The organism is Bdellovibrionales bacterium (assembly GCA_018266295.1).
Taxonomy (GTDB): Bacteria; Bdellovibrionota; Bdellovibrionia; order Bdellovibrionales; family Bdellovibrionaceae; genus JACMRP01.
On sequence record JAFEAQ010000006.1, the window covers coordinates 285,484 to 308,176 of the forward strand.

Annotated in this window: 22 protein-coding genes; 13 read left to right on the plus strand and 9 right to left on the minus strand. The window is 48.0% G+C overall.

Annotated features, from left to right (window positions below):
* Positions 1-8: 8 nt before the first annotated feature.
* The 3 genes from JSU04_05525 to JSU04_05535 form a co-directional block, all read right to left on the minus strand.
* Positions 9-773: a ZIP family metal transporter gene (locus JSU04_05525; GenBank protein MBS1969743.1), complete on the minus strand. Its 765-nt coding sequence runs from the start codon at positions 771-773 to the stop codon at positions 9-11.
* Between the two features lie 76 nt (positions 774-849).
* Complete coding sequence (locus JSU04_05530; GenBank protein ID MBS1969744.1) at positions 850-1,293, minus strand: DNA starvation/stationary phase protection protein; 444 nt, start codon at positions 1,291-1,293, stop codon at positions 850-852.
* An 84-nt stretch (positions 1,294-1,377) separates the two neighbouring features.
* The gene (locus JSU04_05535) at positions 1,378-2,319 is read right to left on the minus strand and encodes a hydrogen peroxide-inducible genes activator (GenBank protein ID MBS1969745.1); all 942 of its coding nucleotides are present in this window, start codon (positions 2,317-2,319) and stop codon (positions 1,378-1,380) included.
* A 140-nt stretch (positions 2,320-2,459) separates the two neighbouring features.
* Here JSU04_05535 and JSU04_05540 point away from each other — a divergent pair, with 140 nt between their 5' ends.
* The 5 genes from JSU04_05540 (at position 2,460) to JSU04_05560 (ending at position 9,028) form a co-directional block, all read left to right on the plus strand.
* Positions 2,460-3,968 (plus strand): MmgE/PrpD family protein, encoded by a 1,509-nt coding sequence (locus tag JSU04_05540; GenBank protein MBS1969746.1) that lies wholly within the window; start codon positions 2,460-2,462, stop codon positions 3,966-3,968.
* Positions 3,968-4,870 (plus strand): methylisocitrate lyase, encoded by a 903-nt coding sequence (gene prpB / locus JSU04_05545; protein MBS1969747.1) that lies wholly within the window; start codon positions 3,968-3,970, stop codon positions 4,868-4,870. The genes JSU04_05540 and prpB overlap by 1 nt, the downstream gene beginning before the upstream one ends.
* 83 nt (positions 4,871-4,953) lie before the next feature.
* A complete protein-coding gene (locus JSU04_05550; GenBank protein ID MBS1969748.1) occupies positions 4,954-6,621 on the plus strand; it encodes a GHKL domain-containing protein in 1,668 nt (555 codons plus the stop codon).
* Between the two features lie 24 nt (positions 6,622-6,645).
* Positions 6,646-7,215: a L,D-transpeptidase family protein gene (locus JSU04_05555; protein ID MBS1969749.1), complete on the plus strand. Its 570-nt coding sequence runs from the start codon at positions 6,646-6,648 to the stop codon at positions 7,213-7,215.
* A gap of 124 nt (positions 7,216-7,339) precedes the next feature.
* Positions 7,340-9,028: a hypothetical protein gene (locus JSU04_05560; protein ID MBS1969750.1), complete on the plus strand. Its 1,689-nt coding sequence runs from the start codon at positions 7,340-7,342 to the stop codon at positions 9,026-9,028.
* A gap of 68 nt (positions 9,029-9,096) precedes the next feature.
* Here JSU04_05560 and JSU04_05565 read toward each other — a convergent pair whose 3' ends face one another.
* Positions 9,097-9,402, minus strand: coding sequence for a hypothetical protein (locus JSU04_05565; protein MBS1969751.1), 306 nt, complete (start codon positions 9,400-9,402; stop codon positions 9,097-9,099).
* A gap of 153 nt (positions 9,403-9,555) precedes the next feature.
* On the opposite strand from JSU04_05565, the gene JSU04_05570 reads away from it, so the two are divergent.
* The 6 genes from JSU04_05570 to JSU04_05595 all read left to right on the plus strand — a co-directional run bounded on the left by JSU04_05570 (position 9,556) and on the right by JSU04_05595 (position 14,753).
* Positions 9,556-10,722 carry a bifunctional 2-methylcitrate synthase/citrate synthase gene (locus JSU04_05570; GenBank protein ID MBS1969752.1) on the plus strand — a complete coding sequence of 389 codons (1,167 nt, stop codon included), beginning with the start codon at positions 9,556-9,558 and terminating at the stop codon, positions 10,720-10,722.
* Between the two features lie 30 nt (positions 10,723-10,752).
* Positions 10,753-11,760, plus strand: coding sequence for a hypothetical protein (locus JSU04_05575; protein MBS1969753.1), 1,008 nt, complete (start codon positions 10,753-10,755; stop codon positions 11,758-11,760).
* A 112-nt stretch (positions 11,761-11,872) separates the two neighbouring features.
* Entirely contained in the window at positions 11,873-12,928 is a 1,056-nt protein-coding gene (locus JSU04_05580) for an alkaline phosphatase family protein (GenBank protein MBS1969754.1), read from the plus strand.
* Between the two features lie 121 nt (positions 12,929-13,049).
* Positions 13,050-13,460: a transcriptional repressor gene (locus JSU04_05585; GenBank protein ID MBS1969755.1), complete on the plus strand. Its 411-nt coding sequence runs from the start codon at positions 13,050-13,052 to the stop codon at positions 13,458-13,460.
* A gap of 17 nt (positions 13,461-13,477) precedes the next feature.
* Positions 13,478-14,011, plus strand: a complete 534-nt coding sequence (locus JSU04_05590) for a peroxiredoxin (protein MBS1969756.1) — start codon at positions 13,478-13,480, stop codon at positions 14,009-14,011.
* Between the two features lie 178 nt (positions 14,012-14,189).
* Complete coding sequence (locus JSU04_05595) at positions 14,190-14,753, plus strand: carboxymuconolactone decarboxylase family protein (protein ID MBS1969757.1); 564 nt, start codon at positions 14,190-14,192, stop codon at positions 14,751-14,753.
* Positions 14,754-14,820: 67 nt separating this feature from the next.
* Here JSU04_05595 and JSU04_05600 read toward each other — a convergent pair whose 3' ends face one another.
* The 4 genes from JSU04_05600 to JSU04_05615 all read right to left on the minus strand — a co-directional run bounded on the left by JSU04_05600 (position 14,821) and on the right by JSU04_05615 (position 18,216).
* A complete protein-coding gene (locus JSU04_05600) occupies positions 14,821-15,105 on the minus strand; it encodes a hypothetical protein (GenBank protein MBS1969758.1) in 285 nt (94 codons plus the stop codon).
* Between the two features lie 97 nt (positions 15,106-15,202).
* Entirely contained in the window at positions 15,203-15,748 is a 546-nt protein-coding gene (locus JSU04_05605) for a GNAT family N-acetyltransferase (protein MBS1969759.1), read from the minus strand.
* Positions 15,748-17,757, minus strand: coding sequence for a S9 family peptidase (locus tag JSU04_05610; protein ID MBS1969760.1), 2,010 nt, complete (start codon positions 17,755-17,757; stop codon positions 15,748-15,750). Before JSU04_05610 ends, JSU04_05605 begins: the two co-directional genes overlap by 1 nt.
* A 102-nt stretch (positions 17,758-17,859) precedes the next feature.
* The gene (locus tag JSU04_05615) at positions 17,860-18,216 is read right to left on the minus strand and encodes a VOC family protein (protein MBS1969761.1); all 357 of its coding nucleotides are present in this window, start codon (positions 18,214-18,216) and stop codon (positions 17,860-17,862) included.
* 86 nt (positions 18,217-18,302) lie between these two features.
* Here JSU04_05615 and pepN point away from each other — a divergent pair, with 86 nt between their 5' ends.
* Positions 18,303-20,930 carry an aminopeptidase N gene (gene pepN, locus JSU04_05620; GenBank protein MBS1969762.1) on the plus strand — a complete coding sequence of 876 codons (2,628 nt, stop codon included), beginning with the start codon at positions 18,303-18,305 and terminating at the stop codon, positions 20,928-20,930.
* A gap of 25 nt (positions 20,931-20,955) precedes the next feature.
* Complete coding sequence (locus JSU04_05625) at positions 20,956-21,666, plus strand: SDR family NAD(P)-dependent oxidoreductase (GenBank protein ID MBS1969763.1); 711 nt, start codon at positions 20,956-20,958, stop codon at positions 21,664-21,666.
* A gap of 268 nt (positions 21,667-21,934) precedes the next feature.
* Here JSU04_05625 and folE read toward each other — a convergent pair whose 3' ends face one another.
* Positions 21,935-22,636, minus strand: coding sequence for a GTP cyclohydrolase I FolE (folE, locus tag JSU04_05630; GenBank protein ID MBS1969764.1), 702 nt, complete (start codon positions 22,634-22,636; stop codon positions 21,935-21,937).
* Positions 22,637-22,693: the final 57 nt, after the last annotated feature.

Here is a 22,693-nt window from a genome sequence, read left to right on the forward strand (position 1 = left end):
TTCTCTTTTTATCTGAAGCTGACAAGGCTCATTGAAGCCATCAGCAAGAATCCGAGAGCGAAAGTTTTTTTCATAAGCACACGTTCAGGATGTCCCTCCGTTTGCGCCCAAAGCTCTTTCGCTGAAACATATAGCATCGCGCCACCGGCAAAGGCCAGCATGTAAGGCAGTGCCTGCATCGTAAACGAAGTCACAAGCCCGCCGACAAAGCCACCGAAGAACTCCATCATGCCCGTCAAGACCGCACCAAGGAAGGCTTTACGTGAACTCATGCCCAAGCTTTGAAACGCCAGCGCTGTCATCAAGCCTTCAGGAATATTTTGCAGCGAGATCGCTCCGAGGATCGTCATCCCTGCCGAAATGTTTTCGACATTGAGGCTCGCACCAGATGCGAGACCTTCAGGAAAGTTGTGAATCATCATCGCAGTGACAAACAACCAGGATCTGACAACGACTTGAGAATCTGAGGCCTCGGGGCTCATTTGCATGCGAGCAATCCGGCCTCCCAGTTGTTGAATAAAGACCACCCCGCCGACAAGGGCCAGCGAAACTCCAATCACATTACTTAGAGTCGCCCACGACACACTCGTATAGGCAGGAAGGATCAAAGAGAACGCAGAAGCCGAAAGCATCATTCCGAGAGTGAAATCGAGGCTCACGAACTTCCACGGATTTTTAGTCCCCTGTTTTTGAAATAAGCTGGGAAGGGCTCCGGTACAAGTGGATAAACAGGAGATCAAACCACCGAGAGTACCTAACAATAATGAGTTCATTTGAGCCCCCCAGCTTGGAAAATTGATAATGGTAATGGACAATGGGGAAATCTATTATCTATTGTCCATTCTCTGTTTAACCGCGATGAGAGCTGATCATCCACGCTGCTTTTTGGTGGAAGTTGATCAGGCCGTCGTAAATAGCCACAGTTGTATTATCGTCCACTTCCTCTGCTTGCGCACGGAATTGAGTGAGTCTTTTCACTATGTTTTCATGATCGGCCGTCAGCATATCAATCATGCGGCTCGCGCTGAGACGATCGTCCGGCGCTTCTTCGACTTTTGATAATTTAATGAATTCGCGATAACTTCCAGGCGCTCTTTCGCCCAGAGCGCGGATGCGTTCTGCGACTTCATCCACTTGAGTTGCTAGGAATGTGTAGTGTTGCTCAAACAACATATGGAGCGAATAGAACAAAGGTCCTTGAACGTTCCAATGGAAATTTTGAGTTTTTAGCATCAATAGATACTCTTCCGCGAGTGTCTGTGACAATGCTGGGATGATAGTAGTGTTTTTCATAAGTGCCTCCTGTTTATAGACTTAGTATCGTCCTCAGGGGCTATAGACTCAATAACTATTGATCTATGCAGTTATAGATTTTAACTATAAAGGAATGTTGAGTTTACGAAGCTTGAAGGAGCCCAGTACTTTCAACTCTTTAGGCAGATTCTCAAGAATTGTCGCAGAGAGAGACTCAAGGAGCTTCGATCTCAAAAAGTGCGGTGAATAGACCAGACTGACCTCGCGGCTCGGAGCGGGGCTTGCGAATGGCTTTAAAAATTTCGAATTCTTAATTCTGAGGGTCGCTAAAGTTGGAAGGAGCGTATAGCCCTCCCCGCTTTCAACGAACTCTTTCAGAGTTTCCAAGCTGCCACTTTCAAATTGGATATGGCGCTCGCCGGTTTTCTTTTGGCGGCTTTGGCAAAGCGAAAGACTTTGCTCACGAAAACAGTGGCCTTCTTTCATCAGGTAAATGTCGTTCACCGACAAATCCTTGGCATCCACCGTCTTTTGCTTCGCGAGCGCATGGCCCTCAGAAACGTAGAGCATGAAAGGCTCCAGGAACAGGCTTTTGCGGACGAGAGTCACGTCCTCAAGCGGAGTCACCGCAATTCCCAAGTCCATTTCGCGGGAATGAATCTTAGCCACGATCTGTTCCGTCTGCAGTTCTTCGATGTGGATCGTGAGCTGCGGGTGCTGATCAGCGAACTTTTTAAGAAACAGAGGTAAAAGATACGGCGCCAGAGTCGGAATCACGCCAATAGTGACACTCCCCTGGAGGTCGCCGCGGGTTTCTTCAATGAGATCGTTGATCTTTTGACTTTCTTTTAGCGTCACCAATGCTTGGGCTATGATCTTTTCACCCAAAAGTGTCGTTGTGACCGGCTGATTCTGACGATCAAAGATCTGCACCCCGAGCTCCGCTTCGAGCTTTTGGATCTGCTGACTGAGGGTCGGCTGAGTCACGTGGCAGGCGTCGGCCGCCTTTAGAAAGCTGCGATGTTGAGCAACGGCCACGATGTAGTTTAGCTGAGTCAGAGTCATGGGAACTATGTTAGGGTAACGCCTCGCAAAATCAAGCCAAAACCGCCGCTGATTCGGAGCTCCCAAGGAGCCTGGCCTTGACGCATTTTCCCTCTCAAGATAGCTTGAGCTGTTTTTACAACCAATAAGGAAAAATGCTCATGAAAAAGTATCCTGTTCGTGTTTATCCATCTAAAGAAAAATTAGATCGTAAAGATCAACTCGCTTGGAAAATGGCGGAGATCGCTTCTGACAACGCCGGCATCAAGGCGGACGTTTTGGATATGGTAATCAACCGTATCATCGACAATGCCTCTGTAGCGATTGCAGCAGCAAATCGTCGTCCCGTAGCTTCTGCTCGTGCGATGGCCATTGCCCATCCTCGTGCTAACGGCGCCACTGTATTCGGTATGCCGAACGATCAAAAATTTGACTGTGAATGGGCTGCATGGGCCAACGGAACTGCGGTTCGTGAGCTCGACTACCATGATACTTTCTTGGCGGCTGATTACTCTCACCCTGGCGATAACATTCCACCAATCTTGGCCGTTGCTCAGCAGATGAACAAAGGTGGTAAAGACCTTCTCCGTGGCTTGGTCACTGGTTACGAAATCCACGTAGACCTTGTGAAAGCGATCTGCTTGCACGAGTTCAAAAAAGACCATATCGCTCACTTGTGCCCTGCTCAAGCCGCGGGTATCGGTACTTTGCTTGGCCTTTCTACTGAAATGATCTATCAAGCAATTCAACAAGCGGTGCACGTGTCTTTCACGACTCGCCAATCTCGTAAAGGTGAAATCTCTTCTTGGAAAGCTTACGCTCCGGCACACGCTGGTAAATTGGCCGTTGAAGCTGTCGACCGCATCATGCGCGGTGAAGGCGCTCCATCACCAATCTACGAAGGTGAAGATTCAGTGATTGCTTACATGCTTTCAGGTAAAAACGGTAAGTACGAAGTTCCACTCCCAGAAGTGGGCGAAGACAAACGTGCCATTCTTGAAACTTACACGAAAGAGCACTCTGCTGAGTACCAATCTCAAGCATTGATCGACTTGGCAGCTCGTATGAAAACGAAGATCACAAACTTCGACGATATCGAAAAAGTTGTGATCCATACTTCTCACCACACGCACTATGTGATCGGTACTGGCGCGAATGATCCACAAAAAATGGATCCAAATGCATCTCGCGAGACCCTTGATCACTCGATCATGTACATCTTCGCAGTGGCTTTGCAGGATGGAACTTGGCACCACGTTAAGTCTTACGAGCCTTCACGCGCTCAACGTAAAGACACTGTGGCTTTGTGGCACAAAATTTCGACTGTTGAAGATGCGAAATGGACTGAGGCTTACCACAATCCAGATCCAGACAAAAAACGCTTCGGTGGCCGCGTAGAGATCTTCTTCAAAAACGGCACAACACTCGTTGACGAATTGGGCGTAGCAAATGCTCACCCTGCTGGCGCAAAACCATTCAAACGCGCGGACTACGTTCGTAAGTTTGATATGTTGACTGAAGAAATCATCACGAAAGACGAACGCAACCGTTTCATCTCGTTGGTTGAAAACTTGGCGGATTTGACTCCGGCTCAAGTTCAACAGATCAACGTGCAAATTCCGCTCGATCGTCTTGTGAATAATAAACGTGATACAAAAGGGATCTTCTAATGCTGTTTCCAGAAATTACACCTGCACAAAAACGTAAGAACCTCCGCGATGCTCTGAAATCCGGAAAACTCCTTCAGTTTCCTGGCTCGTGGTCACCACTGGTGAGCATGGCCATTGAGAAAGAAGGCTTTGACGGCGTGTACATTTCTGGATCCGTGCTTTCGAATGACCTGGGCTATCCAGACATCGGTTTGACGTCACTGACTGAGGTAGCTCAGCGTGGACGTCAAATCGCTCGCACGACCAAACTGCCAACCATCATCGACATCGACACCGGCTTCGGCGAGCCTATGAGCGCCACCCGCACGGTTCAAGAAATGATCGAGATGGGTTTGGCGGGTTGTCACATTGAAGATCAAATCAATCCAAAGCGCTGTGGTCATCTTGATGGCAAAGGCCTTGTGGGTGCTGACGATATGATCCGCAAAGTCGCAGCAGCGGCGCGCGGAAAAAAATTAGACGAGAACTTCCTCTTGATCGCGCGTACGGATGCCCGTGCCGTTGAGGGTTTGGATAAAGCCATCGACCGCGCCAAGGCTTACATTGACGCCGGTGCAGACTGTATTTTTACGGAGGCACTTGAAAACGAGAAGGAGTTCGAAACCTTCCGTAAAGCCGTCAACGTTCCACTTCTGGCGAACATGACTGAATTCGGCAAAGGTCGTTTGTACACGTATCAAGAACTTGCAAACATTGGTTACAACATCGTGATCTATCCGGTAACGACATTCCGTCTGGCAATGGGCGCAACCGTGAGTGGTCTCCATGAAATCAAAGCTAAGGGCACTCAAGAAGGCCTCTTAGACAAAATGCAACATCGCAAAGACTTGTACACTCTTACTCGTTATGACGAATACAATTCTTTTGATTCCAATATCTTCAATTTCACCGTTAAGAAGTAACGAACGCTCCGGAGCCCTTCCGGAGTATTGACTTTCGAAAAACCGTCAACCAAGCTGAAGTCCTTCACTTCCATGGAGGATGCTTGATAGGTTTTTCCTTTCCCCGCGCGGCTTTGGGTTTGACCGTTTTCTTATCCCTTTCCCTGGGGTGGATCTCTTTTCAATACTATCGGCAGCAATCCGAACTTGTGCGGTTCTTTGAACAAGAAGCTGCCGGCATCAGTACAGCCAAAGATTTAACCATAGAGCTCCTCGCCTTCTCGACAAGCCCAACCGTCTCTAAACTACGAGCTCAAACCACTTTCAATCTTCTGCTGCAACCAAACGTCATGAACCTGATCGGACGTAATGACTTAAAACAAGACATCCACACCCTTGCCAAGGAATTCCCAGAAAAAACCGAGGACCCGCTCACGGATGCCCAAGTCCATCAAATAGCTCAACTGCTGAAGAATGCACTCCGCTCCGTTATTGAGCAAACCAATCTGATTTTGGACCCGTCCTTCCATACTTACTATTTTGTTGATGCTCTTTTTTCCCAATTCCCGGATGTAATTTACCACAATCATTCGTGGCAAGAGCTCTTGGCCTTTCGTGAAAACAAAAACCAAGAAGCTCTTTTTGCCGAGATCGGTGCGCGCCGGGCGGCCTTCGAAAATTATCAAGAGTCTCTTCGCAAGGCCGTCACAGAAGGCTCAGAGGCCGTTCGCGAACAAGATGCCCCTCTTTCCGTTGAAGACTTAACGGCGCAGACTCTGCCGTTGTTTAAATCCATCACGGCCCCAGGCAAAATCGACGAGAACCTTTTCAATGCCCAGCTTTCACAGTGGCGCGAAGAGTCCGTTAAAGTTCTTGAGCGCGAGTCCAAGGCTTTTACCGAACTCAATCAGAAGCGCCTTTCAAGCACGGTCAGTACTTTGACGATTTCACTCGGCGTTTTCTTTGCTTCGTGGGTTATTTCACTGGCCTTTTTAATCTTTATCGTTCGCTCGTTCTTGCTTTCACGCAACGTGCTTCACAGAGTCATCCGGGCTCAGCGTGATGCTCTTTCAAGAGCTCAGAAGCTTGCAACTCTTGGCGAGATGACGGCGAGCATAGGACATGAAATCACCAACCCCCTTGCGGTCATTCGTGCCACGACGGATTTGCTAGAAAAAAACTTTGGCGAAGCCCAACCGGGTATTTATAAACACTCCGAACGGATCCGGCGCATGGCCATTCGCATTGAAGAGATCGTCCGCAATATGAAGACTTTCCTCAACGGCGATAAAGAAGAGGCCGCCGAAGCCATTCCCGTCGATATCATCAAGATCCTCGAGGAAGTCCGCGAAGATTTTCAAGCGCGCTTGGAGACCGCCAACGTTCATCTTGAAATTGACAGCGAACACGCCAAATCACTGCTCGTGATGGGAAACTACGGAGAATTTCTGCAGGTTTTCACCAACCTTGTCAGCAACGCGATGGATGCAATGAAGGAACAAGCCGGCCATAAAGAAATCGCCATCCGCATTCATAGCTCCGAAGCCTTTACCGAAATCGAAGTGCAGGACACAGGTCCTGGAGTTCCCCCGGAGCTGCGACGACACATCTTCGAAGCACTCTTTACCACTAAAACTGCCGGCGAAGGTACGGGTCTTGGCTTAAGCATCGCTCAGCGAATCGTCAGCCGTTACCAAGGGCGCCTGCGACTCACCGATAAAGGCCCGGGAGCGTGTTTCGAAGTCGTCTTAAATCGGTATCTTGCGGCCTAAGCAGAGCCCTGATAGCCTTAACTTATGAAATATATCTTGGCTGTTCTTTTTTTGGTTTCTTCGGCGAAAGTTTTTGCAGCAGATCTCTGCGATTACGAAAAGCAATTCGATAGCCTTCCAGAAATCAGCGAAGAGACCTTCAAGGCCTTTTTGTACTCAGGTCAAAACGTTGATCAAATTCTGATCTCGAAGAAAAAACGCCACATTTATCTTTTTAGCGGCAAAAATGTCGTCAAGTCTTTCGTCACCGCCTTCGGGGATCCGAATGGACCGAAGCATTTTGATGGCGATATGAAAACACCTGAGGGAGTTTACTATATTGACAGTAAAAATCCGCGCAGTGCTTTTCATTTGAGCCTGCATATTTCTTATCCCAATGCCGCAGATATTGCTTATGCTAAAAAGTTCGGAAAATCTCCGGGTGGAGATATCATGATTCATGGCTTTCCGAAGGATCCCTTTGCACGCGGTTTTGTCGAGCAAGCTCATCCCCTCGATTGGACTCGCGGATGCGTCGCAGTGACGGATCCGGAGATCGAGCAGATTTATGCCATCGTGCCCAAGCAGACACCAGTGACAATTTGCCCCCTTTAAAAAATCCACGAGACACAAGGTAGCAGTTTGCCGCAGAAAACCACCCACAAAGTATGATTTAGCTTTCTTGGGTGAATGACTTCCGATAGAAGATCCTTTCCCAATACTTTGGAGGGTCTTCAAAATGGCTTGCTTGCGCCTTTTTGGTTTTGCAATTCTTTGTGTTTTCACTCTTTCCCTGGCCGCCTGTTCCAGCAACAGCTCCGGCGATGGCGGCGGCGGACAGCGCAAGCTGAGCCCCACAGAAAGATGGCCTGAAACGGGCAGCTATCGTTACGATTTCAGTGAGAGCGTGAATGGGTCGAGCTGTCGCGCCAGTGATTTCTTCGGCAGAAAATCAGACTACTGCCTAGCCCTCACCGATCGAGAAAAAAATCGCGACTGTGCCTTGAACGCACGTCGCGTGACCTATTCCAGAAACTGCGGCGATGACTTTGAAGAAACCAATATCCGTGGTCAAGACTGGTTCGGCTGGGACAACCGCTTGGACACTTCGTGCTCGACTCCGCACTCGTTTGATAATTTTGAAACTCTTTCTTCGTACTGCGGCTTTTTAAAAGACGAAGCAATCCATAAAAACTGCCATTGGGATGATCGCAAGCAGGCGTTTACGCAAAATCGCTGTATCGGCGCGTTCTCACCGGAGCCGCCATTCCAAGGCGCAACACCAACCCCGTCACCGACGCCGGATCTAAACCCCACTCCAGCACCTTCACCGACTCCGACACCAGATACGCGCCCCCAAGTCGCACGCGACCTCGAAGCGGCCGGCATTAAGATTGATATCGATTACAACAGCCGCATTCCCGTTATGCCAGGTGAACCAAGCTTTGATATGAAACTTAGCAAGTTCTGGATCACCCTTGAAAATGTGAAGGGTACTTTGATTGCGCGCAAAGCTGTTTTGAACAGCCTGATTTTGACGTCCTATACGTCCTATCATAATCAAGGTCAGTACTTGGCGATCGATGTTGCTCTCAATGAAAACGAAGTGCTTTCTTATCTTAATCTGCTGGATCGCCGTTTGAATCTGCAACAGAAACTCGGAATTCCCTTGGAGCTCGGAGTCGAAGTTTACGGTTTTGAAAAAGGCGATAAAATGGCTGAGCTGAAAAAGACACTTCAAGTTTTTGAAGATGCTTCTTCCAGTCTGTTCAAAATTCGCAGTACGATCAAAACATTGTCGGTGGATAGTTTCTTTCACTACTCATTCTTTGATAGCGAGCTGTCTTTAAAGCGCGAGCAAATCGCCTTGGACCTACAAAAGGGCATCAAACTTTTGACGCCGCTCACGGACTTCTATGACTTCGCTCAAGTTCAGGGCATTAAAATCGAAGCCGTAACGTCAATGGACTTAGAAATCGACGGAGCAGCCATTGCGGGACTCACGAAGAAACTCATGTCCGCTAAAAAAGCGATGACCGAGCTTGTATCCCTCGGAAAATTCAAAGAAGTTTCTCTGAGCACTATGCGCACTGAAACCAATTATTACGAAGCGACTCAAGTTTTGACGCCGGCATCAGCCGGACCTGCACTCGATGCCTTGCCAGATCAACTGGAAGCTCTTGCAGATTGCTTTAGCCTTGCGGACCTGATCCATGCCGATTTTGATACTCGCGGATATCGCCTTGAGAGTGATCTCGTCAAAGCTGCGAAACGATTCCAAAAGTATTTCTCCAGTATCAAAGGCAAAGGTGCTTTGATTACGTCGGTCACTTACAGTGATCGTAGCGATTACTCTTACAAGCGCCTGACGATCGGCACTCAAGACAGTGACGACAGCTTCGAAAAAGTTCTTAAGGGAATAAAATAGATTGAAATCAAAGGCCCGCTCATCGCGGGCTTTTTTATTTTAAAAAATGAGAAATTGGCTCAAGCCCCTTAAACGATCAGTTTGAAAATCATCAAGGTCGACGTCAGCGCCAGGAGCAAAATCCCGACAAAAAAGAAAATATCTGCGAAGTTCTCGAAATGACTTTCGCGATCGATTCTGATGCTCAAATATGAAAAGATCGTTGCGAGCATAAAAACCACAACGGCAATCCCCGCCATTTCATCAAGCAAAGTGGCCTCACTTTTACCTGTTGTATGTGCAAAGGAAAAAATCAGAAAGCAGATCCCCAGCAAATTTGCCGAGGTCGGTAGAATGTGATTCGAAAGCCCATTATTTGACGGTTTTAGTTTCATACTCCGCAGCATAGCGCGGCGAAAGCGGCCTCGCAAACATTCATCTCAGCATGGCTCTTGACTCGATTCCGCCCCCGCAATAGCTTGTGTCGTTATTCTACAAAAAATTAGCACGCCGCATCTCAAAACTGTCGGCACATCCCAGGAGGAATCATGGCTGAATATATCAATCCCGATTACGTACCAGAACCAGAAAAGATGAATGTTAAAAAAGGTCTCGAAGGAGCCGTGATCGACACATCTTCGGTTTCTAAAGTAAACCCGGATACGAACTCCTTGATCTACCGCGGTTATCCAGTTCAAGACTTGGCTGAAAACTGCTCTTTCGAAGAAGTTGCTTACTTGATGTACAACGGTGAGTTGCCGAATGCGGGTCAGCTTGCAGACTTCACTAAAAAAGAATGCGGCTACCGTGAGATCTCTAAAACTCTTTTGAATGTGATCAAATCTTTGCCACCAAAGTGCCACCCAATGGACTCTATCCGCACGGCGGTTTCTTTCCAAGGTTGTGAAGACACTCGTATCTGGGATTCTTCTCCTGCGACGGACATGGATAAAGCCATCCAATTGTTGGCTAAAATTCCGACAATGGTTGCAGCGGACTACCGCTTCAAAAAAGGTTTGGATTTCATTCCACCTAAAGCGGATCTTTCTATCGCTGAAAACTTCTTCCATATGTGTTTCGGCAAAGTTCCACAAAAAGAAATCGTGAAGGCTTTCGACGTTTCTTTGATCCTTTATGCTGAACACAGCTTCAATGCTTCGACATTCACAGCACGTGTTGTGACTTCCACTCAATCCGACCTTTACTCTGCAACTGTTGCAGGTATCGGCGCATTGAAAGGTCCTTTGCACGGCGGTGCGAATGAGCAAGTCATGCACATGATGATCGAGATCGCGGATCCTGCTAAGGCAGAACAATGGATGATCGATGCTCTCGCTCAAAAGAAAAAAGTCATGGGCTTCGGTCACCGCGTTTACAAATCTGGTGACTCTCGCGTTCCAACAATGAAGAAGTACGCACAAGTTATGGCTGACGTCACTGGTGAACAAAAGTGGATGAAGATGTACAACGCACTTGAAAAAGTGATGGTTGAGAAAAAGAAAATCTATCCAAACCTCGATTTCCCAGCGGGTCCTGCATACTACATGATGGGCTTTGAAATCGACTTCTTCACTCCGATCTTTGTGATGGCTCGTACGACAGGCTGGTCAGCACACATCATGGAGCAAGCGGCGAACAACCGTATTATTCGTCCATTGAGCGAATACATCGGTCATGCTCAACGCAAAGTAACCCCAATCAGCGAGAGAAAATAGTCTCTCGCCTTGCGAGAAGGAGTTATTATAATGAAGAAATTTTTGATGTTTGTTTTATTAACAACAACGGCCATTTCCTGCACTAATAGCTCCTCCTCTGAAGCGCCCCCTGCCGGTAAAGACGGCGAAAAACAAGTTGATGAAAAAGCACTGAACTTTGGTGACACAAATGCTGGCACCATTGATATCGACGAACCAGGTAAGGATCTTGTTCTTGCCGTGGGTTTCCCGCTCGATCCCAAACTGCTCGGCCAAATTCGCGTGACTGAACAAAAAACAGACGCCGAAAAAGCCATCGAGCAGATGCAAAAGCCCATTGATCCAAAAGTCCAAGACATGATCAAAAAGCTCTGTTTCTTGAAGGACACGCCTCACCGCTGGGTGATTCGCCGTCAAAATCAAGATACGAATTTTGCGAGCGGCCAGATCGTCGACTTTGCTGACAAATCAACGATGTACCTGGTGATCGAAACGCGTGCAAAACCGCTTTGCGAAAAGTTGTACTACAGCTTTAAATCAGAGCTCTTGAATGCTTCCCGCAAGCCGGACCCAGTGGTGCCAACACCAACTCCGGTTCCTGCAGTTCCCCCGGGTTCTGACAGCGTAGTTATTGTCGACCCTTACAATCAGGCCAATTTCAATATCGAGTACGACAAAGGCGAGGGACGTAATTTTACGTACAAAGTTTCAATGCTCGTGAATGGAACTGCTTTCGGCCAAGGTATTCCGGTTGAAAAGATTTTCATGAATATCTACGACACCGTTTCTATGAAGTACGTTTCTGAGTGGATGCCGATCGTGGATCAACCAGCGGCTTTGCTGCCGGCTCAATTCCGCATGCAATTCACTTTGGATAAATTCTCGGCACCGGTTTATTTTATCGACCGTCAAAAAGAAATGGTTCTGACTTTCGCAGTGAATGCTCCGGACTCTTCTGTTCTCCCGATTCGTTCGCTGGATCTCGGCAAATATTGCGGAATTCCGCAAATTCGTCCAGGCATCGTCGATCGTAAGACCGGTGCTACAGGTTGCCCGTAATTTTCAGAGAGAAATAATTTAAAATTTCTAAAAAAGGATCTCTTCGGAGGTCCTTTTTTTTTGACTCACCTGCGTCCTTTCGATTCAATAACGGGTTGAATGTAAAGGAACAATGATGAATAAAACAGCACTGGCATTGACAGCACTTGTATTCACGATCTCGTGTGCTCACAAAGACCCTTCGTCTTCGGTAGCTCCAGCAGACTCAGCTGCGAATCCAGCTCCGGCGACGACACCGGCAGCAAAGCCTGTTAAAGCGGCTGAACCTAAGAAAGCTGATGATTCTCTTCATCCACGCGGAATTGATTTCGGCGCAACCATTAAGGCCGTGGCCTTCGGCTCTTCAGCGAATCAAGATTTGCCACAGCCGATCTGGAAAACTATTGCTGAGGACAAACCAGATTTATTCGTCTTCATGGGCGATAATGTGAGCCTGACGAAGCCTGAGCAGAAATCCGTCGTGGCACAGTACCGGAAGCTGGATAATATTCCTGAGTACCGTGCGTTCCGTGAAAGCGTGCCGTTCCTGGCAACGTGGGACAGCGAAGACTTCGGCGATCAAAAAGAGTTCATGAAGTATTGGAGCTATGTTGGCAACTCGATCGCGTTTGGCCAAAAAGGCATCTATCACGCAAAAATCATCGGACCAAAAAAGAAACAAGTTCAGATCATCATGCTCGACACACGCACCTTCCGCAGCAAGCCTGAGGATGCGAATGCAACCCTGCTCGGAGATGCGCAATGGACCTGGCTTGAAGAGCAACTCAAGCGTCCCGCACAAGTGCGGATGATCGTGAGCAGCATTCCTTTGATCGCAACCGAACACGGAACTAGCAAATGGGGCCTTTATCCGAAAGAGCGTCAGCGCTTTTTTGATCTGCTGAAAAAAACCGGCGCTCGTAACGTGGTTGTTTTCAGTGGCGATCGTCATCAATCATCGATTGCAAAAACCGGCGTGAAAGACTGGGGTATATTGTTTGATATTACCGCAAGCCCGATCAACGAACCGGCTTCTGCTGCTGAAGAAGACGCTTCCTTTGAAGGCAAAGCCTACGCGGGTGAGAGCTTCGGCTTTGCTCAAATCGACTGGCACGATAAAAAGATGAGCCTACAGATCCGCGACGCGGCCAATAAGGTTATCAATTCTGTATCTTTTAAAATTAAGTAAATTCAATAGTTTATAATTTATTTTAGAATCATTCTAAAATTGGGCTTGATCCAAGATGACTTTAGAACTATTCTAAATCCCGAATTCACGAACTGGGGGATTCATCATAATGGGACACAAAATGTCTTTAAGCACAGAAGAGATTCAGGCCAAGCTCCTTGCGGCTGGCGTGCAGCCGACGCTGCAAAGAATCGCTATCTGTAAATACGTTTTGTGCGAAGCGGACCACCCGACGGCTGAACAAGTTAAAGAGTGGGCCGAAAAGAACCTTGAGAAAATCAGTCAAGCAACGGTGTACAACACACTGAACACTTTGGTGGATGCGGGACTGTTGCGCGTTTTCAAGTTCCCTCATTCAGAGAAGGTCATCTACGACAACAACGTGCATGATCACTATCATTTCCTTGATGAAAACTCGGGGCATCTTTACGATATCGAACCAAAGGATGTCTCTGTTGAGATGGAAGTCCCAGCGAAGTTCATCGTGAATTCTATGGAAATCGTTCTTAAAGGCCAATTAAAGGCCAACTAAATACTAAGGAGTATGACATGTTAGGTATCGGCGAAAAATTCCCAGAGTTTAAATTGCAAGCCTGTGTTTCTCGTGAAAAAGGTAAAGAGTTCGCAGAAATCAGCAACGCAAATTTCAAAGGCTCTTGGGCTGTTATGTTCTTCTGGCCTCTCGATTTCACTTTCGTATGCCCTACTGAAATCGCTGAGTTCAACAAAGCTCACAAAGATTTCAATGCTCGTGAAGCGAAATTGTTTGGCTTGAGCGCGGACTCTCACTTCACACACTTGGCTTGGCGTGAAAACCATGCTGATTTGAAAGACCTTCAATTCCCAATGATCGCAGACTACAACAAGTCTTTGACTCACACTTTGGGTATTGCTTCTAAAGAAAACGGCGCTCCTTTGCGTGCAACTTACATCGTGGACCCAGAAGGTATCATCCGTTGGGTTTCTGTGAACGACTTGTCTGTAGGTCGTAACGTAAAAGAAGTAGTACGTACTTTGGATGCTTTGCAAACAGACGAACTTTGCCCATGCAACTGGGAAAAAGGCCAAAAAACTCTCGGCTAATCCCGAGAAGGTACCAGGTCGCTTTTCAGAATTGACTTCCGAAAAGCGGATCTGGTCCGCATAAGTTTCAACGAAAACCGAATAGGCTCTGGTGACTTTTCTTTGAAAAGCCTCAGGGCCATTTTTTTAAAGGTGTCAATTCTGAAAAGCGACCTGGTACCTTTTAAGGAGTTATGTAATGAATAACATCAATGAAAAAGTGGATGCGTTTCTTGAGAGCAACTACCCGAATGCAACAACCACGATCTATCGTGACCTTTCTTTGAACTTTAAAAAAGTATTGGAAGATTCCCCTCTGGAGCCGCAAGAACGTTTTATGAACTTGCTTTCAATCGCGGTCGCACTTGAGAACAAAGAGATGGTGGCACTTGCTAAGTCTGTATTGACTGAACTTGGCACGGCTACTGAAGTGATCCAAGAAGCGGCGGAAATCGCCGGCATCATGGGCATGAATAACGTCTACTACAAATTCAAATCATTCTTGCCACCGGAAGTTGCGGCGGCTGATTACACTCGCGCAGGTCTTCGTATGAACTCATTGGGAAAACCAATCAGTGGCAAAAAAGATTTCGAAATGATGGCGCTGTCTGTGTCTATCGTAAATGCTTGCCCGGTGTGCGTTGCAAGCCACGAAAAAGCGGTTCGCAGTCATGACGTGTCTGCTGATAAAGTTCACGATCTTGCCCGCCTTGCTGCCGTGGCAAAAGGTCTGACAAGCTTGAAAAAAGCAATGACGCTTTAATCGCTGTTCGCCCCTGTTCCTCCAAGCCGGTGGTCTGCTGAAGACGCCGGCTTTTTTTTTCATATCGTTAGTGCGCGTGACGATTGGTGAAGGCGTTTTTAATAAGCCCGACGACAATCATAATGATCGCCCCACCGACACCCGAGCCAATAATATTCGTCAGAACGCCGTACAAAGTTTCCGGATGAGCCATCAGCATATTTGTGACAGGCCCACCGATCGCGCCACCAATCAAGCCGGCGACTGTATTCCCCAGCATACCAAGATCGTACTTTTTCATCGCATTGCCGGCGATATTCCCACCAACCGCCCCCGAAAGCAGACTGAGGACAAAGGAAATAAGATTCACCATAACTTCCTCCTTCAAACAGATCTTAACCATTTTAATTCATCTGCTTGTGAGAAGCTCTTCCCTAACTCAAGATGACATTTCGTATTTCGAGGAAAATCTAAGAGCGCAAGAGTTTGGCAAAGATCGCAGTGTCGCGGAAGCGTCCATCTTCGACACATTCTTGTAGAAGTGTGCCCTCGTGGCGATAGGCATTGCGCTTTGCTAAGCTCACAGAGCGAATATTATCGGCATTGCAACGGATCTCAATGCGGTTAAATCCGAGGCGTTTCAGCTCTTTTTCGACGAGTTCGACAGCCTCACTGACAAAGCCATAGCCTTCGTAGGCTTTCTGAATCCCGTAACCGATTTCAGTGCGGTGATAAGTGTAATTGAGGCTATGAATATGAAAGCTGCCGATGATTTCTTGCTCAAGCCTCATGATGTAGACGACTTCGTCCTTTGGCAGCTCAAGATCCACCATCTGCAAATACCCGCGCATTTCCTCAACCGATTCGGTTCCGGGCCAACTGACACCGCGAAGTTCGCGGTCTTTTAAAACGCACTCCCAAAGCTTTTCGGCGTGCGCGGTCGTGGCTTTTTCCAGCCACAACCGTGGACCCTTCAGGGAGTTTGCAAAAGGTTTCTTCTCGAGAGCTGTGATCATTACTTCGCTAACTGCTGATGCAAGTAAACGTAAACATAGGCCATGGCCTTGGCTTGATCTTCAGGCTTCACACCGCCACCACCGTGGCCGCCGTCTGTCGATTCAAAGAACAAGACATCGTGGCCGTACTCCTTCATGCGGGCCGCCATCTTACGAGCGTGACCCGGATGAACACGGTCATCGGCTTGAGTCGTTTGGAAATAGATCTTTGGATATTTCTTTGTCTGAGAAATATTCTGGTACGGAGAGTACTTCAAAATAATTTCATGAAACTTTGGATCATCCGGATCACCGTACTCATCCGCCCAGCTCGCTCCTGGAGGAAGTTTCGTGTAGCGAATCATATCGAGGAGCGGAATCTGACAAACCACCGCATTGAAAAGATCCGGGCGTTGCATCGTCACAGCACCCACAAGCAATCCCCCATTACTACCACCTTGGATCCCCAAGTGCTTTGGTGAGGTTATCTTGCGCGCAATCAGGTCTTCGGCGATCGCGATGAAGTCATCGTATGACTTTTGCTTGTTCTCTTTCATCGCAGCTTTGTGCCACTCAGGACCGAACTCACCGCCACCGCGAATATTCGCCATGACGTAAACGCCGCCCTTTTCAAGCCACTCACGCCCCATGGTTGGAGAATAAGCCGGCATACGAGAAATCTGAAAGCCACCGTAGCCATAGAGCAAGGTCGGATTCTTGCCGTCATAGACAAGGTTCTTTGCGCGAACAACAGTGTACGGAATCTCAACTCCGTCTTTGCTCTTGACCCAGAATTGTTCTGTCACATACGGAGCTTCGTTGAAATACGACTTCATCTTTTTGATTTCTGTGACTGTTGCAGCTTCTTTCATGATCAAGCGGCGTGGCTGTAAGTAGCCTTCCTCTTGGAAGAGAATCGTGTCCGTGTATTCATCGGATGCTGAAAGATAGAACGAGTTCGGAGTATCAAAAGTTTTATCGAGTTGCCACTTTCCACCCGCAATGGATTTCGCTTCATAGATTTGGCCACGAACGTTTTCACTGATGTGCAGGAAAAGACGGTCTTTGGTTTTTGTGAGACCTTCGACGGCAGAATGCAAAGTCGGTTCGTACACGAGCTCCACTTGTGAAGCTGGGATATCATCACCACTCATTGCGCTCCAAGGAACTGCAAGGACGCTGCCCGCTTTAAAGCCCTTCCAGTTGCCACGTGGGCCGAAAAAGACTTTCCCTTGTGCCACGACGGAGATGCCGGAATCTTTCGAGAGCGGCAATCTGTGTGGCTTCCACTGAGCATCAAAAGTGTAATAATCAAGATCATCATAGTTCACGTAACGGCCAATGGCCGGCGTCACACGTCCTTGATCACGGATCGTGAACACCCACGTGGACACGTCGGTCTTATTGCCTTCAAAAATAAGTTTTGCATTTGAAAAGGCTTCGCCTCGAGTCCAGAGGTAATTCTTTTTCGGATAACCTGAGTCCGTCAATTGATCCGGCGTCAAAGCGGCGGCAACCATCAAGTGGTCTTTATCGAGCCATTCGTAGTTGCCTTTGCTTTCAGGAATCACGAAGCCACCCTTCACGAACTCTTTCGTCGTCAAAGAGAACTCGCGCGATTCAGAAGCATCCTGGTTATTTTTTGACAGAGAAATCATGCACAGATCTGAACCTGGCAAATGAGTCGCGCCATGAAAAACCCATGGCTGATTTTCTTTTGCAGCCAGCGCATCGATGTCTAGCAAAATTTCCCATTGCGGATTTGCGGTCTTGTAGCTTTGCACCGTTGTACGGCGCCAGATGCCGCGTTGATGAGTATCGTCTTGCCACAGGTTGTAAGCGTAACCGTCTCGCAGATTCACCATCGCGAGTTTGTCAGTGTCGACAAGGATCTCGAGAATCTCTCTGGTGGTTTGCTGAAAGCGCGGATCATTTTCAAAAACTTTCTTCGTGATATCGCTTTCGTTCTGCGCCCAAGCCACGGCTTTCGCGCCATTGCGGTCTTCCAGCCACAAATAAGGATCGGTCATGTCGTCTCCTGCAAAGGAAATAAAAGGGAGAATAGAAATCAGGGTCCCTAAATAGATAAATAGCTTCTTGCTTGCCATCAGACATGGTTAGCAAGAATGCGTCTATTCAGCAACTAATTCAACGGAGTGGCCGTCAGGATCTTGCAAAATGGCTTTTCTGCCGTCAGGCATATCGGTGGGATCAAGGATCATAATAACGCCGGGGATCGAACTCAATTTCTCGACTTTAGCTTCCATATCTTGGATGCGGAAGCCCATCATTACCTTTGGATAATGCCCCGTCGTTGCTGATTGAATAGACATGAGGGAAAGCTCGAAACCTGCTAGGGAACTACGGAACAATTCTCCACCGATTGTGACCTTCACTTTGGCAAACTTGCATCCCAGAATCTCGTAGAAACGAACCATATTCTCTAGATTCGGTGTATTAACGGTGATAGAAGTAAAAGCGATTCCCATTCCTCTATGGCAGCTTTATATTGAAGCATAGTCAAGTTTCACGGACAGGGGCGGCTCCCTAAACAAGATATCTGGACCGAGGTTTTATGACGACAAAACAAAGCCAAAAAATTTATTTAAAAGACTACACAAAACCTGATTTCGAAGTGGAATCAGTGGTATTGAATTTCGACCTGCATGAGGACTTTTGTCGGGTTGTTGCCACGAGCAAATTCAAGGCCGTCAATCCAGGAAAGCCCCTCCACCTTGAGGGCGTGGACCTTGAGCTCCTGAGCCTCTCACTGAACGGCGAGGCCCTCTCCCCGTCTCAGTACACCAAAACAGATGACTCTCTGGAGATCGCAAAAGTTCCCGCGATTTTTGAGCTCAAGATCGAGACCAAAATCTTTCCGCAGAAGAACACGTCCCTTGAAGGCCTTTACCGTTCTAACGAGACGTTCTGCACTCAGTGCGAAGCGCAAGGCTTCCGTAAAATCACCTACTTCATGGACCGTCCCGATGTGATGACGAAGTATGCTGTCACCATCGAAGCGGACAAAAAGAAATACCCGGTTCTTCTTTCTAATGGTGACCGTGTAAAAATCGAAGACCTCGGCAATGGCCGCCACAAAGCTTACTGGAACGATCCGCACAAGAAGCCGTGCTACTTGTTCGCACTCGTGGCCGGTGATCTCGGCGTGATCCGCGATGAGTTCACAACAAAATCAGGCCGCAAAGTTAATCTTGAAGTTTACGCCGCTCACGGCAAGCAAGAGCGTTGCTGGCACGCCATGGAGTCTTTGAAAAAATCCATGAAGTGGGATGAAGACACTTTTGGTCTGCAGTACGATTTGAATGATTACATGATTGTAGCGATTGACGATTTCAACGCCGGCGCCATGGAGAATAAAGGTCTCAACATCTTTAACTCACGTCTGGTGCTTGCGGATTCTCACTCAGCGACCGACACAGACTTTCACGCCATTGAATCTGTGGTGGCTCATGAATACTTCCATAACTGGACCGGCAATAGAGTGACAGTCAGCAACTGGTTCCAGCTTTCTTTAAAAGAAGGCCTCACCGTCTTCCGCGATCAAGAATTCTCCGGCGATATGAACTCGCGTTCTGTCCAGAGAATTTTAGATGTCGATTCTTTGCGTGAGCGCCAGTTCACGGAAGATGCCGGACCGAACTCGCATCCGGTGCGCCCTGAGTCCTGCATGTCGGTTGATAATTTCTTCACCGCAACGATTTACGAAAAAGGTGCGGAAGTGATTCGTATGATGCAAACCATGGTGGGCCGTAAAGGTTTCCGCAAAGGCATGGATGAGTACTTTAAGCGCCATGACGGTCAAGCTGTCACGACGGAAGATTTCGCAGCGGCGATCTCGGAACCGAACGGCAAAGACTTCACGCAGTTCCGTCGCTGGTACAGCCAAGCCGGAACTCCGGAAGTGATTGTGTCTGAGGACTACAATCCACATAACAAAGAATATCACCTGACACTGGCTCAGAAGTACCACCCGACTCCAGGCTATCCTGAGAAGAAGGCGTTTCATATCCCGCTTCTGATTGGCTTGTTGGACTCTCAAGGGAAAGAGATCGAGCTTCACAGCGAAAAAATCGTTCGCAATAGCGATGGTCAGACTTTGATTGAACTTCGTGAAGACCTCGAGACCTACGTGTTCAGATTGGTTCCAGAGCGCCCTGTTCTTTCGATCCTTCGCGATCTCTCAGCCCCGGTGAATTTGAAATGGGATGCCCGCCTTGAAGATTTGTACTTCCTGATGGAAAAAGACACCGACGAATTCAACCGTCGTGAGTCCGCGCAAAAAATTGCGCTTCGCCTTTTCTCCGATTTGATTAAAGCTCATCAAAGTAAGAGTCCTCTGAAAGTGGACGAGAAATTCGTGAAAGCCATCGGCAAGATCCTTGCTGATGAAAAGCTCTCACCTGCTTTCAAAGCCCAGATGTTACAATTGCCTTCAGACATTCTACTAGCGCAACAAGAAGACGTCTTGGATGCTCCGGCATTCTTTGCGGCCCGCAAGGCGCTTCGTCGCGCATTGGCTGCTGCCCATAAGGATACTTTCGCGAAGATTTATAATCAGTACCACGATGTGGAGCCACTCAGCCGCGATCCGAAAGTTTTCGGTCACCGTTTGCTGAAGAATATCGCCTTGAGCTTCTTGCAGGAGCTGGATGATACAAGCCTTACAGAAATCGTGGTGCAACAGTACCAGACTGCCAAAAACATGACAGATCAGTTGGTGGCGCTGGAACTTCTCTGCAGCAGCGGCAGTTCATACCGCCCGAAAGCTCTCGAGGATTTCCATCAGAAATGGCACAACGACTCTGTCGTTTTAAACAAGTGGTTCACGGCACAGGCGTTCTCTTCCCGTAAAGATACTTTTGAAACGGTGAAGAACCTGACTCAGCATCCAAGTTTTAATATTAACAATCCAAACAACGTCTATGCGTTGTTGAGATCGTTTACTCAGAACTATGAGATCTTCCACAGCCCCGAGTACCCTGCCTACGAATTCCTCGCCGATATGATCTTGAAAATCGACGAGAAGAATCCGCAAGTGGCGGCTCGCTTATGCGCGGCTTTCAACTTCGTGAAGAAGCTTCCGCACGAAATGAAAGAACGGGCGTTGACTCAGATTCGCCGGGTGGTCGCGAGCGAAAAGCTCTCGAAAAACTCGCGGGAGCTTTTGCAAAGTGCTTTGTAGTTTTAAACTTTAAGGAGTTCGCATCATGAAGAAAGTCGCCATTGTTACCGGAGCCAGCCGCGGATTAGGACATGCCACCAGCGAGGCCCTCGCCCGCATGGGATACAAAGTGATTATGGCGATGCGCAGTCCTGAAAAAGCTCAGGCCGATATCAACAAGCTCAAAATGAAAGACTTGGATGTCACGGCGATGAAGCTCGATGTTTCAAATGAAAAATCCATCGAGAGCTTTGTGAACGAGTTCAAACGCGAAGTCGGCGCACTGGATGTCCTGGTGAATAACGCCGGCATCTTCATCGACGATGAAGACGGCGGTAACGACGACGTCTTCAAAACTAAATCCTCAACGATCCAAAAAACTTTTACGACAAACACCCTGGGTCCGTTCCTGCTGATTCAAAAGCTCCTCCCGATGATGATCAACGACGGCTACGGCCGCATCGTGAACATCTCGAGCGGCATGGGACAACTCAAAGACATGAACCAAGCCTATGCGGCTTATCGCATTTCAAAGACGGCTCTGAATGTAGTCACGAGAGTTTTCTCTGAAGAAACCAAAGGCACAGATGTCTTGGTGAACTCCGTCTGCCCAGGCTGGGTGCAAACCGATATGGGTGGCAAAGGTGCCAACCGCACGATCGACCAAGGCATCAAGGGCATTGTATGGGCAGCGACTCTGCCAAAGGGCGGCCCGACGGGCGGCTTCTTCCGCGACGGCGAACGCCTCGATTGGTAATTTCTGAAACTGATCGGTTTTAACAGTGATGGGGATTGCTGGCTCCGCGGCTCTTTCTGCATCCTGCAATTGGAGGCTCTGCCTCCAAGCCTCCGTTACAGTCGGGCATCGTGCCCGCCTGTCCAACGTACATGAGGGCATTCTAAGTTAGTCAGTACTTGTCTTAGAGTTCTTTAGAACTCTGGCCACGATGGCCAGAGTTTCCCGTTCTCACGGATGGATGGCCGTCGCTGTGTCCTTACTGGGCGTAAGAACCACCAAATACTTTCTAATTACTGATACGCTTACACTGGCGGAGGAATTCTTCGCGAGTTTGCACTTTGGTACGGAAGTGACCACGGACTTCTGTAGTCACTGTGGAACTTGCCGTGTCTTCGATACCGCGAGCGATCACACAGTAGTGTTTGGCATCAATGTACACCGCCACATGTTCAGTATCCAAAACATACTGCAAACAATCGGCGATCTGTTTGGTCAGGCGCTCTTGCACCTGTGGACGGCGGCTAAAGAACTGGACGATGCGGTTGATCTTTGAAAGACCAATGACTTTTTTATTTGGGATATAGGCCACGGTCGCAACACCGTCGATCGTGAGGAAGTGATGCTCACAGAAAGACAAAGTCGAGACTCCGGAAACACAGATCATCTGATCGTATTCCATCTTGTTTTCAATCACAGTCATCTTTGGGAAGTGCTCGGGATTTAAACCGCTGAAAATCTCATTCACGTACATTTTAGCCACGCGACGAGGAGTGTCCTTCAATGAATCATCGGTCAAATCTAGACCGAGAATTTCCATAATTTCAGTGAATTTCTCAGTGATCTTTTCAATCTTCTGATCTTTGCTGAGGCTGTTCTTAATCATCGGCGTGGGCATCACATGCGAAAGGATATCCAGAGCCGAGAACTGATGGTGCTTTGGCGGAACAGGTGTGGCTACAGCTTTTGCAGATTTCGAAGTCTTTTTCATAATTTGCTTGTTATCTCAAAAGTTTATCCCCAAGTAAACAGGGGTTTAAGTTCAAGA

Bases quoted from the DNA above. Each gene is read 5' to 3' on its own strand.
- JSU04_05525 (MBS1969743.1), bottom strand. From the start codon at position 773: ATGAACTCATTATTGTTAGGTACTCTCGGTGGTTTGATCTCCTGTTTA.
- JSU04_05530 (MBS1969744.1), bottom strand. From the start codon at position 1,293: ATGAAAAACACTACTATCATCCCAGCATTGTCACAGACACTCGCGGAA.
- JSU04_05535 (MBS1969745.1), bottom strand. From the start codon at position 2,319: ATGACTCTGACTCAGCTAAACTACATCGTGGCCGTTGCTCAACATCGC.
- JSU04_05540 (MBS1969746.1), top strand. From the start codon at position 2,460: ATGAAAAAGTATCCTGTTCGTGTTTATCCATCTAAAGAAAAATTAGAT.
- prpB (MBS1969747.1), top strand. From the start codon at position 3,968: ATGCTGTTTCCAGAAATTACACCTGCACAAAAACGTAAGAACCTCCGC.
- JSU04_05555 (MBS1969749.1), top strand. From the start codon at position 6,646: ATGAAATATATCTTGGCTGTTCTTTTTTTGGTTTCTTCGGCGAAAGTT.
- JSU04_05560 (MBS1969750.1), top strand. From the start codon at position 7,340: ATGGCTTGCTTGCGCCTTTTTGGTTTTGCAATTCTTTGTGTTTTCACT.
- JSU04_05565 (MBS1969751.1), bottom strand. From the start codon at position 9,402: ATGAAACTAAAACCGTCAAATAATGGGCTTTCGAATCACATTCTACCG.
- JSU04_05570 (MBS1969752.1), top strand. From the start codon at position 9,556: ATGGCTGAATATATCAATCCCGATTACGTACCAGAACCAGAAAAGATG.
- JSU04_05575 (MBS1969753.1), top strand. From the start codon at position 10,753: ATGAAGAAATTTTTGATGTTTGTTTTATTAACAACAACGGCCATTTCC.
- JSU04_05580 (MBS1969754.1), top strand. From the start codon at position 11,873: ATGATGAATAAAACAGCACTGGCATTGACAGCACTTGTATTCACGATC.
- JSU04_05585 (MBS1969755.1), top strand. From the start codon at position 13,050: ATGTCTTTAAGCACAGAAGAGATTCAGGCCAAGCTCCTTGCGGCTGGC.
- JSU04_05590 (MBS1969756.1), top strand. From the start codon at position 13,478: ATGTTAGGTATCGGCGAAAAATTCCCAGAGTTTAAATTGCAAGCCTGT.
- JSU04_05595 (MBS1969757.1), top strand. From the start codon at position 14,190: ATGAATAACATCAATGAAAAAGTGGATGCGTTTCTTGAGAGCAACTAC.
- JSU04_05600 (MBS1969758.1), bottom strand. From the start codon at position 15,105: ATGGTGAATCTTATTTCCTTTGTCCTCAGTCTGCTTTCGGGGGCGGTT.
- JSU04_05605 (MBS1969759.1), bottom strand. From the start codon at position 15,748: ATGATCACAGCTCTCGAGAAGAAACCTTTTGCAAACTCCCTGAAGGGT.
- JSU04_05610 (MBS1969760.1), bottom strand. From the start codon at position 17,757: ATGACCGATCCTTATTTGTGGCTGGAAGACCGCAATGGCGCGAAAGCC.
- JSU04_05615 (MBS1969761.1), bottom strand. From the start codon at position 18,216: ATGGGAATCGCTTTTACTTCTATCACCGTTAATACACCGAATCTAGAG.
- pepN (MBS1969762.1), top strand. From the start codon at position 18,303: ATGACGACAAAACAAAGCCAAAAAATTTATTTAAAAGACTACACAAAA.
- JSU04_05625 (MBS1969763.1), top strand. From the start codon at position 20,956: ATGAAGAAAGTCGCCATTGTTACCGGAGCCAGCCGCGGATTAGGACAT.
- folE (MBS1969764.1), bottom strand. From the start codon at position 22,636: ATGAAAAAGACTTCGAAATCTGCAAAAGCTGTAGCCACACCTGTTCCG.